12 protein-coding genes and 1 pseudogene are annotated in these 14,878 nt (G+C 63.1%); 8 read left to right on the forward strand and 5 right to left on the reverse strand.

The annotated features are described in order from the left end of the window. Nucleotides 1-103 precede the first annotated feature (103 nt). A complete protein-coding gene (locus tag AC07VY_RS26285) occupies nucleotides 104-835 on the forward strand; it encodes a tetratricopeptide repeat protein (protein ID WP_495100105.1) in 732 nt (243 codons plus the stop codon). On the opposite strand, the gene AC07VY_RS26290 is transcribed toward AC07VY_RS26285, so the two are convergent. From AC07VY_RS26290 to AC07VY_RS26305, 4 genes are all read right to left on the reverse strand, one after another. After that, nucleotides 824-1,537 carry a hypothetical protein gene (locus AC07VY_RS26290; protein WP_495100104.1) on the reverse strand — a complete coding sequence of 238 codons (714 nt, stop codon included), beginning with the start codon at nucleotides 1,535-1,537 and terminating at the stop codon, nucleotides 824-826. The two genes, AC07VY_RS26285 and AC07VY_RS26290, sit on opposite strands and share 12 nt — an antisense overlap. A 184-nt stretch (nucleotides 1,538-1,721) precedes the next feature. Further along, nucleotides 1,722-3,359 carry an isovaleryl-CoA dehydrogenase gene (locus AC07VY_RS26295; RefSeq protein WP_495100103.1) on the reverse strand — a complete coding sequence of 546 codons (1,638 nt, stop codon included), beginning with the start codon at nucleotides 3,357-3,359 and terminating at the stop codon, nucleotides 1,722-1,724. Between the two features lie 79 nt (nucleotides 3,360-3,438). Next, the gene (locus tag AC07VY_RS26300; protein ID WP_495100102.1) at nucleotides 3,439-4,071 is read right to left on the reverse strand and encodes a PEP-CTERM sorting domain-containing protein; all 633 of its coding nucleotides are present in this window, start codon (nucleotides 4,069-4,071) and stop codon (nucleotides 3,439-3,441) included. Nucleotides 4,072-4,150: 79 nt separating this feature from the next. Then, on the reverse strand, nucleotides 4,151-5,767 hold the full coding sequence (locus AC07VY_RS26305) for an AbfB domain-containing protein (protein ID WP_495100101.1): 1,617 nt from the start codon (nucleotides 5,765-5,767) through the stop codon (nucleotides 4,151-4,153). A gap of 218 nt (nucleotides 5,768-5,985) precedes the next feature. On the opposite strand from AC07VY_RS26305, the gene AC07VY_RS26310 reads away from it, so the two are divergent. Continuing rightward, on the forward strand, nucleotides 5,986-6,378 hold the full coding sequence (locus AC07VY_RS26310; protein ID WP_495100100.1) for a hypothetical protein: 393 nt from the start codon (nucleotides 5,986-5,988) through the stop codon (nucleotides 6,376-6,378). Between the two features lie 10 nt (nucleotides 6,379-6,388). Here the strand turns inward: AC07VY_RS26310 and AC07VY_RS26315 are convergent, their stop codons facing one another. Then, the gene (locus tag AC07VY_RS26315; RefSeq protein WP_495100099.1) at nucleotides 6,389-7,978 is read right to left on the reverse strand and encodes a methyl-accepting chemotaxis protein; all 1,590 of its coding nucleotides are present in this window, start codon (nucleotides 7,976-7,978) and stop codon (nucleotides 6,389-6,391) included. Nucleotides 7,979-8,222: 244 nt separating this feature from the next. Here AC07VY_RS26315 and AC07VY_RS26320 point away from each other — a divergent pair, with 244 nt between their 5' ends. The 6 genes and pseudogenes from AC07VY_RS26320 to AC07VY_RS26345 all read left to right on the forward strand — a co-directional run. Continuing rightward, on the forward strand, nucleotides 8,223-8,993 hold the full coding sequence (locus AC07VY_RS26320; RefSeq protein WP_495100098.1) for a carbon-nitrogen hydrolase family protein: 771 nt from the start codon (nucleotides 8,223-8,225) through the stop codon (nucleotides 8,991-8,993). 184 nt (nucleotides 8,994-9,177) lie between these two features. Beyond that, complete coding sequence (locus AC07VY_RS26325; RefSeq protein WP_495074470.1) at nucleotides 9,178-9,558, forward strand: hypothetical protein; 381 nt, start codon at nucleotides 9,178-9,180, stop codon at nucleotides 9,556-9,558. A 76-nt stretch (nucleotides 9,559-9,634) separates the two neighbouring features. Then, nucleotides 9,635-10,615 (forward strand): hypothetical protein, encoded by a 981-nt coding sequence (locus AC07VY_RS26330; RefSeq protein WP_495100097.1) that lies wholly within the window; start codon nucleotides 9,635-9,637, stop codon nucleotides 10,613-10,615. Between the two features lie 48 nt (nucleotides 10,616-10,663). Continuing rightward, a complete protein-coding gene (locus tag AC07VY_RS26335) occupies nucleotides 10,664-12,121 on the forward strand; it encodes a TldD/PmbA family protein (RefSeq protein WP_495100096.1) in 1,458 nt (485 codons plus the stop codon). Then, nucleotides 12,121-13,443, forward strand: coding sequence for a TldD/PmbA family protein (locus tag AC07VY_RS26340; RefSeq protein WP_495100095.1), 1,323 nt, complete (start codon nucleotides 12,121-12,123; stop codon nucleotides 13,441-13,443). The genes AC07VY_RS26335 and AC07VY_RS26340 overlap by 1 nt, the downstream gene beginning before the upstream one ends. Nucleotides 13,444-13,681: 238 nt before the next feature. Then, nucleotides 13,682-14,364 (forward strand): annotated as a pseudogene (locus AC07VY_RS26345) (transposase); the annotation flags it as partial. Between the last annotated feature and the right edge of the window lie 514 nt (nucleotides 14,365-14,878).

Genomic DNA, 14,878 nt, shown 5'->3' on the forward strand with positions numbered 1-14,878 from the left:
GCTGCGCGCGGCTGTGACGACCCGGCCACTTCCATTGACTGTTCTTCGATACTCTGAGGCAGGTAGCTAATCAGGCTATTTTCATATCTGGAATCCATGCACCATGGCCGCAACACCGCAGACACTTGAGCAGGCAATAGGCGCGGCCATCACAGCCTATAACGCCGGGCAGTCAGACACGGCCATGCGCATCTGCCAGGACATACTGCAGCGGCAACCAGCCGAGCCCGCAGCCCACCAGTTGCTGGCCGTGATGCAGCTGCAGGCCGGCGCACTGGACCTGGCCCGCAGCCATGTGCACAGCAGCCTGCAAGCCCGTGCACAACATGCGCCCACGCTGCTGCTGGCGGGCAAGATTGCCCGGGCCCAGAACGACCTGGCCGCAGCCACGGCCTACCTGGCACAAGCTTGCACGCTCAATTCGGCGCATCCCGAATCGGCCTATCTGCTGGGCCTGAGCCTGTGCGAACAGGGGCAGAACGCGGCCGCCGTCCCGGTGCTGCAAAGCCTGGTGCGACAGCACCCGCAGCATGCCGCAGCCTGGTTCCAGCTGGGCGTGGCGCGGCAAGACCTGGGCGACATGGCGGCTGCCATAGCGGCATTCCAGACCACGCTGCAACTGCAACCCAGTTATGTGGAGGCCGCCGTGAATCTGGGCATCGCGCTGCAGGAAACCGGCGCCCTGCCCGCTGCCATGGCCGCCTATGGCCAGGCCTACAAGCTGCGTGCCGACACCTTTGGCCGCATCGCCAATGCACTCACCTCCAGCCCGCACGGCGCGCTGTGGCTGGATCTGGATGCGCTGAAAGCTAAGCTAGCCACCCTACCCGGTTGATCCCCCGCGCTTGGCGCGAAAACGCTTGCGGTAAATGCCAGGCGCAGCCAGCACCTCACCCACCAGGGCGTCATAACGGGCCGTGCATTCGGCCGAAAAACCTTCGCACACCAGCGTAGGCGCGGCGCGCGGCACGGCAAAGCACTGGGCCACCGGCGTGCCCTTGGGCAGCACACCGCTGAAGTCGGGCGCGGTCCACACCGCCGGGAAATTGATGCCTGCATCGGTAAACCGGTCCGCATCCACCAGGCCGGTCAGCAGGCGAAATGGCAGGTCGTCCCGGTTCACCGGATGGGTGGCGAACAGCGACCAGCCGGGCTCCAGCTCGATGGTCCAGAAACTGTTGAACTTCAGCGCAGAGCTATGGCCGTCAAAAAACGGCGCCCCGGCAATTTGCGCCGGCACATGGAAACTCAGCGGCGCGCGCGGGTGCGCCTGCACCGTCAGCGGTGGCAGCTCCCAGTCCCAGCTGAACTGGCCCTGTTCCACCCGCACATCGCAGGGCAGCAGCACCATGAAGCCGTGCGACATGGCATCGATGAATGGCGGGCACTGCTTCACGGTGCGGATGTCACGGCCATGCAGCTCGGAAAAGGCCTTGGGCGGCATGGCGCGCAGCCAGTCCGGCAAGGCCTGCTTGGCCGGAATCGGGCGCGGCAGGATGTCCAGCAGCGCGGGGTCGCAACGGAAGGTGATGTGCATGGGAGTCAGGATGCGAAAGAGGTAACAGGCTGCAGCATAGCCAATCCGCCAAACGGGCCAATACGGCACCGATAGCGGCGAAGGGAAAAGTTTTCAAACCGTTCTTGCTACGATAAAAGTAGCTGCCTGCGCAGATACTACCTGCGCCAGCGGCACTTTTCACCTGCAGAAATTACTCCCTGCTTCACAGCACGTCGCCCCAGGCGCGAGCGATGATGGCGTTGCACGCCAGCGCATTCGGCAGCACACCGCAGACCCGGCCCCAGTCGGCGCTAAAGCGCGAGGCGATGAAGCCCTCGGCAACATAGTTCGGCGCATATTGACGCAGCAGCGTTGCCTGCACCAGCAGCACCAGGGTCTGCGCAAGGCGACGGCCATCGGCTTCGGCCGTCGACGCGCTGCGCAGTGCTTGCAGCGCCGCCTGCAGCCGCGCATCGCCCTGGCTGCGCGCCGCCAGATCGTCCAGCAGCAGTTGCCACGCGGCCGGTTCACGGCCTATGGCGCGCAGCACATCCAGGCACATCACATTGCCCGAACCTTCCCAGATCGAATTCACCGGCATGGCGCGGAACAACCTGGCCATGGGGCTTTCTTCCACGTAGCCGTTGCCGCCGAACACCTCCATAGCCTCACCGGCCAGCGCCACGCCGCGCTTGCAGACCCAGAACTTGGCCGCTGGCGTAACGATGCGCTGAATCGCCCGCGCCAGCGGGGCATCGCCTTGCTCGAAAGCCTGGGCCAAATACATCATCAGCTGCGTGGCGGCCTCGCTCTCCAGAGCCATGTCGGCCAGCACGCTTTGCATCAGCGGCTGATCCACCAGCCGCTTGCCAAAGGCCTGGCGCTGCCGTGCGTAATGGATGGCTTGCAGCGTGGCCGCGCGCAGCAGGCCGGCGCTGCCCATGACGCAGTGCAGCCGGGTGTAGCCGGCCATTTCCAGGATCGTCGGGATGCCACGCCCCTCTTCGCCCACCATCTGGCCCCAGGCGCCGTGGAATTCGACCTCGCTACTGGCATTGGAGCTATTGCCCAGCTTGTCCTTCAGGCGCTGGATGCGCACCGCGTTCTTTGTGCCATCGGGCTGGAAGCGCGGCACGAAAAAGCAGGACAACCCCGCCGGCGTGCGCGCCAACACCAGATGCGCATCGCTCATGGGCACCGAGAAAAACCATTTGTGTCCGACCAGGCTGTAGCCAGCGCCCCGGCCCTGCGCGCTGGCTATGGGCGTGGCCGTGGTGGTGTTGCTGCGCACGTCGCTGCCGCCCTGCTTCTCGGTCATGCCCATGCCGATCCAGATGGACTGCTTTTGCGGAATCGGCAGGTCGCGCGGGTCGTACACGGTGGAATACAGCTTGGGCCCCAGTTGGGCGAACAGCGCCGGCTCCTTTTGCAGCACCGGGATGCTGGCAAAAGTCATGGATGCCGGGCACAGTGAACCGTCCTCGGCCTGCGCATGCAGGTAAAAGCCGGCGGCGTAAGCACTCCAGCAGCCAGGCCGCGGGTCGGAGAACGGCTGGGACACCAGGTTCTGCCCGCGCAACAAGCCCATCACCGCATGCCAGGCCGGGTGAAAGCTCACCACGTCGATGCGCTGGCCGTTGCGGTCAAAGGCTTGCAGCTCGGGCTTGTGGCGATTGGCGTCTTCGGCCCAGCGGATAGTCTGCTCACGGCCCAGTGCTGTGCCATAGGCGGAGACGGCCGCCTCCTGCGCCTGGGCGCCGCCGCGTTGCAAGGCTTCTTGCAGGGCCAGGTCGCGCTGGTAGAGCGGAATGTCCTTCAGCTCGGGCACCACGTTGCTCACGTCGTGGGTGGTCCATGGCATGTGTGTCTCCTACCAATGTATCCACCGGCCAGTATAGGCAGTAGCTAGGCAGCCGCGCCTTGGCTGCCTGCCCGGCAGGCTAGGAGCCGCGGGACTTGCGTCGCGACACCAGGGCCAGCATACCCAGGCCGCCCAGCAACAAGGCCACGGTGCCGGGCTCGGGCACGGTCTGCACCTGAAAGTCGGCCGCGCCGATGTAGGCACCGGTCATCACAAAGGACTTGATGCTCGTGCCCGACTCCTGGAAGCCGAAGAAGGCGCCCGAGTTCAGGCTGCCATCGGTCAGAAACGTCAGGTCCAACGACTCGATCAGCACATTGTTCGCGTCGTAGGCGGCGATGCTGGTCAAGCCTTCGCCCGGCGCCCAGTTGAAGAAGCCACCAAAGGCCGTCACCGCCTTGTCGAAGGTGATGGTCATGCTGGAGCTGGCATCATTGGTGCCCACCATGGTCTTGGTGTAGTCCCAGGCGCCATTGCCATTGAAGTCATAGCCGTCGGTATAGCCAAACACGGCATCACTGTTGGTGCTGGTCCAGGTCATGCCGGGCACCAGAGTCTGTGGGCCACCGCCGAACACATTCAGCACTGGCATGGTGATGGAAGACGCTACCGCCAGTGAGGTCACGGGCACGGCCTGCGCCACATGGGGCACCAGGGCGGTGACACCCAGCAGCCCCAAGCCGGCGATCATGCGGGAAAGATAGGTTTTCATAGCGTCATAGCGTATTGGCAAAAATGAAAAAAGAGGTGCCCGCCCGCAGACGGGCACCGGTGGAGAAACTGGCAGAGGCCTACTGGGTTTCCAGCGTGAAGGACGCGTCAATCTTTTGCTGCGTCGTCCCCGTGCTGGGCAGGCCCAGCAGCTGGTAGGCCATGTGGCGCAGGTACAGATTGCTGTTGCCATACCACTGCAGCGACACCATGCTGCTGTCGCCATTCAGCGCGGTTACCTTGCGGAAAGTAGCGTCGCTCTTGAACACCGTGGTGTCGGCAAAAGTGTCCACCCAGGTCAGGTTCTTCTGGTCAGCGGTGGCGATCCAGCCCAGGCCGTAGCCGCGGTTGGCTTGCGAGGCACTGCTGCCGCTGGGCCAACGCGTCGGGTTGGCGCTGTCTATGCGCAGGTAGCGCCCCGGGAAGCCCTGGGCCTCGAAGGACACCAGGCTGGGGTCCGACGGGTTAGCCAGGCCGGGCACGGCATTCCACTTGAAATCGGTGGGCAACTGGCCATTGGCCGTGTCGCTCAGCGGGGTGATCATGCCGTGGAACCAGGAATGCGCTACGTAAAACGGCACACCACCTTCAGAGTAAGTCGTCTTGATCTGTGTCGCGGGGGGCGTCACGCCGTAGTGCGCTTTGAGGGCGTCCAACTGGGCCTGGGTCACGCGCACGGTGTTGGCGTGGCGTACCCCGGCTGGAAGGGTGAAATCCACACCATTGGTCAGCTGGGTCCAGCTGGTGACATCGGCGTCCAGGTTGTCGGTGGTCCAGCAGCCAAAAATGCCGCCCTTGCCGTAGTAGTCGGCGTAAAGGTACCAGCGGTTCTGGCCAGGTACCTTGATAACCAGTGGTCCCTCCACGCCTTGCTGCACGCTCTGGTTGGTCCCCCGAGTGATGAAGTTGGGCGAAACACGGGTAAAGGTACCCGCAGCCAAAGCCGTACCCGAGGACTTGGCCAACTGAATGTCTTTGCCGCTACCTTCTTCACCTTTGTAGAACAGGTAGTTGTGGCCGTTGTAGGGTGTCACCGTGGCGTCGATTTCGTCATAGCCGGGGTCGAACAGCACATCGGGCGTGGGGTTGGTCAGGCTGACGAAATCCTTGGTGTGGCTCACATAGGTGCGGTTGCGGTCAGCGTTGCCGGACCAGACGATGGCGTAGTTGCGGCGGTCTGGGTCGTAATAGGCCTCGGGCGCCCAGGCGTGGGGCGTGGTGTTGCTGCCCAGGCTGGTCGCCATGGTCAGGAAGCGTGGATTTTTGAAGGTGATCAGATCGTCGCTGTCGGCCACGAAGATACGCGAGCTGGGCCGGTTCCAGTAGTTGGAGTCGTTCACCGCCAGCGTCCAGTCGGTGGCGATGTAGACGAACTTGCCGTCGTTCTTTCGCAGGATGAACGGGTCACGGATATGGCCGGAGCCGGCGATTCCGCCAATCGTGGTCGGCGCCTGGTAGACCGGCTTGCCGTTGTTCAGGCCGCTCCAGTGCAGGCCGTCGGTGCTGTAGGCCAGGTGCAGCGAGTCGTTGGGCAGGTCTTGGCTGGGTCCGAAATAGCTCAGCACCCAGGCCACCGAGGTATCGGGTGCGGTGTCGGGTGCGATATCGCCGGCACCGGCCCTGGCCGTGACCTCCGAGCTGGCAGTTGCCACCGTATCCGTGCCGCCGCCGCAGGCGCTCAAAAACGTGGTTGACAAAAAGACTGCGGCGCTGGCGAGCAGCGCCGAAAGGGGTTTTCCGCGTAGGTTCACTCTGTTTGTCTCCTAATAAATCCGCCTTATTGGTCCGGCAGCACAGCGAGCACCGGTAGCGGTTCTTGCATACTAGGGAAATAAACGATACGAATCCAATAGCGATTTGCCGATATTCAATTGCAAAACTCGAATTGGCGGAAACCCGTAGCAACAACAACACCATGAGCACACACCCAGCCGCCCCCATGCAATTCAGCTTTCACGACTCTGAGGTGCGCAGCTGCACGCCGCAGGCCACAGCGCTGGCCATCGTGTTCTCCGCCGCGTCCGTGCAGTTGGCGGACGCGCGCATAGGCTACCTGCAGCCCCTGCGCATGGAGCTACACGATGTGGTCTGGAGCGGGCACCTCGCCGAATGCGTGGGGCGTCTATCGGAGGGTCGGCTGTGGGACGGCGCACTGCGGCCAACCACCCTGCCCCTGCCCTATGCATCGACCGGCCCGGTGCGGCTGGAGCTGCGCTTCTCCAACGGCGCGCAACTCGAAGCCAGCGCGCAGTCGCTGGTCTGCCTGCTGGACGGCGGCGCGCAGTTTGCGGAGTCGTTTGCCTGCTGAGCCGTCCGCGCTAGGCCGCGCGCCCAAGTAGCAAGCCACCGCCCGCGCCCGGCGACAGCTTGAACACGGCCACGGCCTGCACCAGCTCCAGCGCCTGGGCTTTCAGGCTGCTGGCCGAGGCCGCCATTTCCTCGACCAAGGCGGCGTTTTGCTGCGTCACCAGGTCGATCTGCGTTACCGCCTCGCCCACCTGCGTGACACCCGCGCTTTGCTCGTTGTTGGCGGTGCTGATCTCGCCCACGATCAAGCTGACGCGGCGAATAGCCGTCACCACCTCGGCCATCGTGCTCCCGGCTTTGCCCACCAGCGCCGTACCGCGCTCGGTGCGCTCCACGCTGGTGGCGATCAATTGCTTGATGTCCTTGGCCGCGCTGCCAGCGCGGCCGGCTAGGCTGCGCACCTCACTCGCCACCACCGCAAAGCCACGGCCCTGCTCGCCGGCACGGGCCGCTTCCACGGCGGCATTCAGCGCCAGGATATTTGTCTGGAAGGCGATGCCATCAATCACGCCGATGATGTCGGATATCTTGCGCGATGCTTCGTGGATGCCCTGCATGGTCTCCACCACTTGGCCCACCACGTCCCCGGCATCCACCGCCACCGTGCTGGCCCGCTGCGCCAACTGGTTGGCTTCACGCGCGCTGTCGGCGTTCTGCCGCATCGTGGCACTGAGCTGCTCCATGGAAGCCGCCGTCTGCTCCAGCGCGCTGGCCTGGCTCTCTGTGCGCGCCGACAGATCCTGGTTGCCCTGGGCGATTTCCGCACTGGCAATGGACACCGCATCCGAGCCATGGCGCACGCGCGTGACCACACTCGACAGGCTGCTGCGCATGACCTCCAGCGAACGCAGCAGCTGGGCGGTTTCATCGGCACCGGTCACATGCAACGGTTGCGACAGTTCGCCGCCAGCAATCTGGCTGGCAGCCGCGCCGGCCTGGCCTATCGGCCCGGTGATCAACCGCGTGATCCACACCGCCAGAAAGCTGGCGATACCAATCGCCACCACCAGCAAACCAATCACCCAGCGCAGGGCCGAGCTGAACACCTGCTGCGACAGCTGGTAAGCCGCATCGGCGCCGTCGCCATTCAGCTTCACCAGTTTGGCTATCGCACCGGCCATCACGCGGAAGGTGGTGCGCGACTCGCCATTCAAATATGCCTTGGCCTGGTCGTGCTGCGCCTCGCCGCCCTTGGACAGCGGAATCAACTTCGCATTGCTGGCGTAGTGCGCACTGGCCATGCGCTTGAGATCATCAAACAGCGCCCGTTCGTCAGGGGAGCTCACCAGCGGCTCATAGGCCACCAAGGCATCATCAATGCGCTTGCGGGCCGTCTGCAGGCGCTTGTCGTTGTCCTCCACCCCGGCCGGGTCCACGGCCAGCACATGCTGAATCTCGGCCCGGCGGTATTCGTTCAGTGCGGCATCAATCTCACCCAGGCTGCGCGTGCTAGGCAGCCAGTCGGTGGCGATCTCCTTGGTGCTGCCGTTGACCCTGTCCAGCTGGGTCACTGCGTAGACGCCGGTGATCACCGTCAACAGCAAAATCGCCACGAAGGCGACCGCCAACTTGACACCGATCTTCAGATTTGCAAAAGCCATTTTTCACTCCTGTGTATGGGCAGAAACACTATTCGGCACGACCAGCACCTGGCTGCAGCAAACTAGCAGACCGGTGCTTAGCATGGGGCGTGCCCAGACTACGCTTTCATCACTATAGATGAAAGCATATCGCCTACGGCACACCGTAGCGGTGTCCATATTCCAGGGCTTTAAAGGCCGCTGGCGCAGGTTTCATCTACACCAGAAGCTACACTTTAGATAGCAAATAAACCCTCAGCTTTCCATGACCACGCACCGCACCCTGCGCATCGCCGCCGCCCAATCCTGCTCCGTACCCGGCGACATTGCCGGCAATCTGCAGACGCATCTGCGCTTCATCACTGCAGCTCGTCAGGCCGGGGCCGAGCTGCTGCTGTTCCCCGAGCTGTCGCTCAGCGGCTATGAACCCGCGATGGTGCGCCATTGCCTGTTGGAGCCGCACAACGACCAACTGGCACCGATAAAAGACCTGGCACGCGAAGCCAGCATGGCCATCGTTGTCGGTGCACCGCTGACCAGCCACGTGGCCGACAAGCCATTCATCGGCGCCATCAGCTTCTACCCGGACGGCAGCCACGGCGTCTACCGCAAACAGCATCTGCACCCCGGCGAAGAAGGCTTTGCCACACCGGGCCCGGTGGACAGCAGCAACCCGAACGGCTACATGCTGGGCGATACCGCCGCAGCCCTGGCCATCTGCGCCGACTCCATGCACCCACCACATGCCCAGCGCGCAGCCGCTGCTGGCGCAGCGCTGTACCTGGCCAGCTCGCTCGTGTCGGTCGGCGGTTTTGACGGCGACGCGCGCCAGCTGCAGCAATACGCCCACCAGTTCAATGTCGGCGTACTGCTGGCCAACCATGGCGGCCCCACCGGCGGCTATGCCAGCGCCGGCAAAAGCAGCTTCTGGGCCCCCGGCGGGCAGCTGGTGGTGGCCGCACCCGGCACTGGCGACCTGCTGCTACTGGCCACGCGTGAAGCCGGCCTATGGAGCGGCGCGCTGCAGCCGGTTTAAGAATCTGTCCACCAAAATTCAAATGAAATCGGCCGCTAGCGCAGGCAGAACCTGCGCCAGCCGCTATCAAAATAGGAATTTATGCTGTGCGCAGCGCGCCGGTACAGGCTGGCGAGGGCTGGCAAGGGCTGGGCTATAGTGGCCCACCGTCTTCCCGCAACAGGTCGCCCATTCCCTTACGCGCATGTTCGAGCTCCTCTTTTCCATCTTTGGCGAGTTCCTGCTGCAGATCATCGTGGAGGCGCTTTTTGAGCTGGGCCTGCACACCCTGGCAGAACCTTTCCGACGCAAGCGCAACCCCTGGCTGGCAGCAGCGGGCTACGCAGTTTTTGGCGCAGCCTTCGGTGGCTTGAGCCTGCTGGTGTTTCCTTCCCACCTGGTGTTGAACCACCTGGGCCAGCTAGCCAACCTGCTGCTGGCCCCGGTAGCCGCCGGCCTGGCCATGGCCATACTCGGCGCCTGGCGCGCGCGCCGCGGGCAAGATGCGCTGCGGATTGACAGCTTTTCATACGGCTACTTGTTTGCACTGGCATTCGCACTGGTGCGATTCTTCTTTGCACACTGAAGAACACGCTACAGACGCCACCTTCTGCAACAACGAAAGCGCCACATGTTCATCGCCCTTGAAGTGCCACATACCTATGATCGTTCCACAGTATTGGGCTGAGGCCCGTCTACAACAAAAGCACCGAGGAAAGCAGATCACGGTGCGCCGCTTTGGCTGGTCGGACACCGACCAGGCCAGCGCCCAAGCCAGCGCAGACATGCGTGCCCAAGAAGCCATGTCCCGCCTGTTGGCCGGCGAAAAGCTGGAGCGCCGCGAGCCCAAAATGCCATACAACGGCGCGTCTGGCGTACCCATCCGTGAGGAGATCGTCAGCCGCCACGGCAGCACCATCATCACGCGCAATGCCTACGGCGCACGCTGTCTCAATACACCCCACGCTCTCTTCGCCGATATCGACTTTCCGAAGAAGTCCTACTTGCGGATTGGCTTGCGCGGTTGTGTCGCCATACTGCTGATGGCAGCGGCCATCGGCTGGCTCACGCACTCGCCGTTTGCCGGCATTGCCTTTGCCCTGCTGGCATTCATTGCGTCAGGGCCTATCACGCGGTGGATTCAACACCGCCGCCCCGACGAAACAGATGCCGCAGAGACTTTGGCACGCAGCCGGGTTACACAGTTCGCGCAAGAGCATACCGACTGGGGCCTGCGCCTGTACCGTACGCCCGCCGGCCTGCGCGTACTGGCAACCCACCAGCCTTTTGATCCCGCGGACCCAATCGTCGACGCGTTCTTCAAAGCGGTACAAGCAGATGCTGTGTACGCCGCCATGTGCCACAACCAGCAATGCTTTCGCGCCCGGGTGAGTCCCAAACCTTGGCGCATCGGCATACAGACCAATATGCGACCCCGTCCCGGCGTCTGGCCCATCAAGCCGGAGCAACTGGGCGTCAGAAACGCCTGGATCGCCCAATACGAAGCCCAAGCCCCTGCCTACGCTGCTTGCAGATTTGTGGAAACCCTGGGCAGCGGCGTCATCCACCCGGACATCCAAGCCGTGCAGGAGCTGCACGATACGATGTGCCAAGCCACGCAAACCCAAATGCCTTTAGCCTAAGTTAACGCACATTCCACCTGCGCTAGCAGCTACATATTCCATAGCACCATGCCGACCATAGAACAACTCGCCCCATCCGCCGCGCCCGCCGGCCTAGACTTCTGGTCCGTTCGCCACGTAGTGGAAAGTGCAGAGCGCCTGACGGTGCGCAACGACGTGGCCGAGGCGCCCTCGCGTGAGCGCGATGCCGGCGTGATGGTGTCAGTGCAGCACGGCGGGGGCTTGGGCTATGCGGCGACCAGCGATGTGTCGGAGCGCGGCCTGCGCTTAGCGTTTGCGCAGGCGCAAGACTTGGCATCGGCGAGCGCCACGCACAGCGTGTTCGACTTTCGCAAGGCACCACGGCCCGGCGACCAAGGCGACTACCGCTCCGCCACCACGCGACCGATCGCGCAAACCTCGCTGGCCGAGCGCTTTGATTTACTCAAAGAAGTTTGCGCCAGCGCCAACATCAATGAGGCCATCAAGGACCGCACAACCTCGCTGTGGACCACGCACACCGAGCAGTTGCTGATCACCAGCGACGGCGGCCACATGGCGCAAAGCTGGGACTTTGTGGTGCCCAACATCATGGCCGTGGCCAGCGCCAATGGCGACACGCAAACCCGCTCTGCCGCCGGCCAATACAACGGCTTTTGCCAGCAAGGTGGCCTGGAGGTGCTGGAGCGCGCCGGCTTCGCCCAGGACGGCCCGCGCGTGGCGCGTGAGGCCCTAGAGCTGGCCCACGCCCCCAACTGCCCCAGCGGCGTGATGGACGTACTGCTGATGCCCGACCAGATGATGCTGCAGATCCACGAAAGCATAGGCCACCCGCTGGAGCTGGACCGCATCCTGGGTGATGAGCGCAACTTCGCCGGCACCAGCTTTGTGACGTTGGACATGTTCGGCCACTACGCCTACGGCAGCCCGCTGCTGAACGTCAGCTTCGCTCCCGACCAGCAACATGAATTTGCCGGCTTTGCCTTCGACGACGACGGCACGCCGGCGCAACGGGAATGGATCATCCACCACGGCATACTGCAGCGGCCGCTGGGCGGCAGCCTGTCGCAGGCGCGGGCACAGAGGCTGCGGCCAAGTATCAACGGCGTGGCCACCACGCGCTCCAGCAACTGGAACCGCGCGCCCATAGACCGCATGAGCAATCTGAACATCGAGCCCGGTAACAGCACGCTGGAGCAAATGGTTGCCAGCATGGACTACGGCATCCTGCTGCGTACCAATGCGTCCTGGAGCATCGACGACTCGCGCAACAAGTTCCAGTTCGGCTGCGAATGGGGGCAGATGGTGCGCAATGGGAAATTGGCCGAGGTGGTGAAGCGGCCCAACTACCGCGGCATCTCGGCCAGCTTTTGGCGCTCCCTGGCCATGGTGGGCGACGCGTCCACCTTCAAGGTGATGGGTACACCCTATTGCGGCAAGGGCGAGCCCAACCAGGTGATACGCGTAGGCCACGCGGCACCCGCCTGCCTGTTCAAAGATGTGTCGGTATTTGGCGGAGCCGCATGATGCACAGCTACTTTCAACAACTCGCCGCAGCCGTCTGCGCCCCGGCACCGGGCGCGGACCGCGTCACCCTGTACTTCAGCGCCGAGGCGTCCGACTTCATCCGCTTCAACCACGCCCAGGTACGCCAGGCCACGCATGTGGAGCAACGCTACGGCACGGTTAGCGTCGTCAGTGGCCAGAAGCGCGCCTCCAGCAACATCAGCCTGGGCGGCGACCTGGTGGCCGACACTGCAGCCCTGCTGACCGAGCGCAGTGCCCTGCTGGAACAGCTGCCCCTGGTGCCCGACGACGCCTACCTGCTGCTGCCCGATGCAGTGGTCGACACCGAGCGCAGCGCCGCCGGGAGCCTACCCACGCCGCAGCAACTGATCGCCGCCGTGGCCGAGTACGCGGCCGGCAGCGACCTGGTCGGCTTCTACGCCGGCGGCAGCGTGGTACGCGCCTTTGCCGACAGCCGCGGCCAGCGCAACTGGCACAGCGTGGAGAGCTTCCTTTTCGACTGGTGCCTGTATCGGGAAAAGGACCAGGCCGTGAAATCCAGCTACGCCGGCACCGCCTGGAGCGAGGCCGACTTTGCCCTGCGAGTGGCCGAAGGCCGCAGCCGTATCGCCTTGCTGGCGCTGCCGCCCAAAACCCTGGCCCCGGGCGCCTACCGCGTCTACTTCAGCCCGGTGGCCGTGGCCGAAATACTGGGCACCTTGTCCTGGGGTGGCTTTGGTCTGAGAGACCTGCAAACTGGCACCTCCAGCCTGCTGCTGGCCCACAAGGGCCAGGCCTGGCTCAGCCCACAGCTCACGCTGACCGAGGCCACGGCAGAGGGCATCGCCCCGCGCTTCCAGGCCGACGGTTTCACCAAACCCGACGCCGTGGAACTGGTGCGCGCCGGTCAGATGGGCACATCGCTCACCAGCCCACGCAGCGCCAAGGAATATGGCCATGCCACCAACGGCAGCAGCGACGGTGAAAGCCCCGAGTCGCTGGCCATGGCCCCCGGCCACTTGCCCGAGGCCGAAGTGCTGCAAACGCTGGGCACCGGCGTCTACATCAGCAACCTGCACTACCTGAACTACAGCGACCGCCAGGCCTGCCGTATGACCGGCATGACCCGCTTCGCCTGTTTCTGGGTGGAAAACGGCCAGATCGTCGCCCCCATTCCGGTGATGCGTTTCGACGACTCCTTCCTGCGCATGTTCGGCACCGGCCTGGTCGCGCTGACCGACCACGCCGAGCTGGTACCAACCGACGGCACCTATGGCGCGCGGCAGCTGCAAAGCATTACCGCGCCTGGGGCGGTTGTGGAGGGGTTTGCGTTGACGCTGTAGGGAATAAGGTCCGATGCAAACCACCCACTTTGTTGCGCAGTCGTGGCCTGGACAGCGAAGCTACTTGGTTATCCTAAAGAGCCGCAATCGGCCAAGACTGTGTAATAACGCAATCCTATCGCCTATATTGAGTCTACGGATTCAAGCGAGGTGATGCATGAAGCGATTCATCGAAGGCCAAGACCGCCAGCAAATCACCTTGCTACCCAAGTGCCTTGACGATTATGTGGACGAGGACAAGGTCGACAAGGGCCAGGAGCAGATCGAACACAGCATCCAGCGTTATCTTGATGCTTTGAAGACGGCCGACCGCACCCAGCCCACCGAGGTCGAGGCCAAGACGGAACGTCTGCAAGAGAAGATCAGAAGGTTGCGTGAGCAAATGCAGCAACTCGATGAAGTAAAGCGGCAGCTGAAGGAGGTGCCTGACGGCCAGATCTTCCTCACCGATCCCGACGCCCGCTCCATGGTGCCGCAAGCCAAAGGATCCGGCCTGGTGACCTACAACGTACAGGCGACCGTGGATTCAAAGCACCACCTGATTACCGATTCAGCACGGTGGAGGACGGTCTGGCTTTACACGCCTACTGGAGCAGCGCTTGCCCCACCTGCCCGCTCAAGGAGCAGTGCACGACATCGAACTACCGGCGCATCAAGCGATGGGAACACGAAGACGTGCTGGAGCGCGTGCAACAGCGGTTGGACCGCAACCCCGACACAATGACGCTACGCCGCAGCACAGTGGAACACGTCTTCGGTACGCTAAAGCACTGGATGGGCTGGACGCACTTCCTGACAAAGACCATTGCGCATGTGAGCACGGAGATGAGCCTGCATGTCCTAGCCTATAACTTCAAGCGGGTACTGAGTATCCTGGGCATGGAGCAGATGATGAAGTCGATGAAGCTAGCTGGGGCATGAGCCCTTGCGCGCTTTTGCGCCATCAGAAACAGAAACGCAATTCTCGGCCCCTGCAGGCCACACCAGACGCACGAAGCTCCCTTTGTGACTTCGCCAAGAAGAAAAACGGGATTACGATACCTTACCAAAATTGCGCCAGGACTGTTTGCTTGTTTTCACACAGCCTCGGCCGACTGTAGTCGAAAGGCTAGCTGCTTCATTCGAGCCCGAAGCCGTCATACACGCAACTCAGAAGTGGCCGTCAGCCAGCTTATTGCTTATTCGCCGCTCTGACCCGTATTGCTTTCATGGCCCCCTCAGTCTCTCCATACTCCAGAAAGTGATTTGCGTTGATAGGACATTTCAAACCATGGATCGCAGTCGCGCTTGCAGTCTCGGGGATGGGAACAAGCAAGGCTTGCACCCCATCGAGACCGCGGGTGCTGACTGGTGGACGGCTAAGAGCCTGTTCAAAATCTTTTTTGATACTGACTTTCCGCTAAGCTGCTGGCCCCATGAGAGCCAAGTACCCCAG

The organism is Rhodoferax sp. GW821-FHT02C08 (genome assembly GCF_059421805.1).

Coding starts and splice junctions, on each gene's coding strand:
- AC07VY_RS26330 (WP_495100097.1), top strand. CDS start 9,635: ATGATCGTTCCACAGTATTGGGCTGAGGCCCGTCTACAACAAAAGCAC.
- AC07VY_RS26310 (WP_495100100.1), top strand. CDS start 5,986: ATGAGCACACACCCAGCCGCCCCCATGCAATTCAGCTTTCACGACTCT.
- AC07VY_RS26325 (WP_495074470.1), top strand. CDS start 9,178: ATGTTCGAGCTCCTCTTTTCCATCTTTGGCGAGTTCCTGCTGCAGATC.
- AC07VY_RS26335 (WP_495100096.1), top strand. CDS start 10,664: ATGCCGACCATAGAACAACTCGCCCCATCCGCCGCGCCCGCCGGCCTA.
- AC07VY_RS26300 (WP_495100102.1), bottom strand. CDS start 4,071: ATGAAAACCTATCTTTCCCGCATGATCGCCGGCTTGGGGCTGCTGGGT.
- AC07VY_RS26285 (WP_495100105.1), top strand. CDS start 104: ATGGCCGCAACACCGCAGACACTTGAGCAGGCAATAGGCGCGGCCATC.
- AC07VY_RS26340 (WP_495100095.1), top strand. CDS start 12,121: ATGCACAGCTACTTTCAACAACTCGCCGCAGCCGTCTGCGCCCCGGCA.
- AC07VY_RS26295 (WP_495100103.1), bottom strand. CDS start 3,359: ATGCCATGGACCACCCACGACGTGAGCAACGTGGTGCCCGAGCTGAAG.
- AC07VY_RS26315 (WP_495100099.1), bottom strand. CDS start 7,978: ATGGCTTTTGCAAATCTGAAGATCGGTGTCAAGTTGGCGGTCGCCTTC.
- AC07VY_RS26320 (WP_495100098.1), top strand. CDS start 8,223: ATGACCACGCACCGCACCCTGCGCATCGCCGCCGCCCAATCCTGCTCC.
- AC07VY_RS26290 (WP_495100104.1), bottom strand. CDS start 1,537: ATGCACATCACCTTCCGTTGCGACCCCGCGCTGCTGGACATCCTGCCG.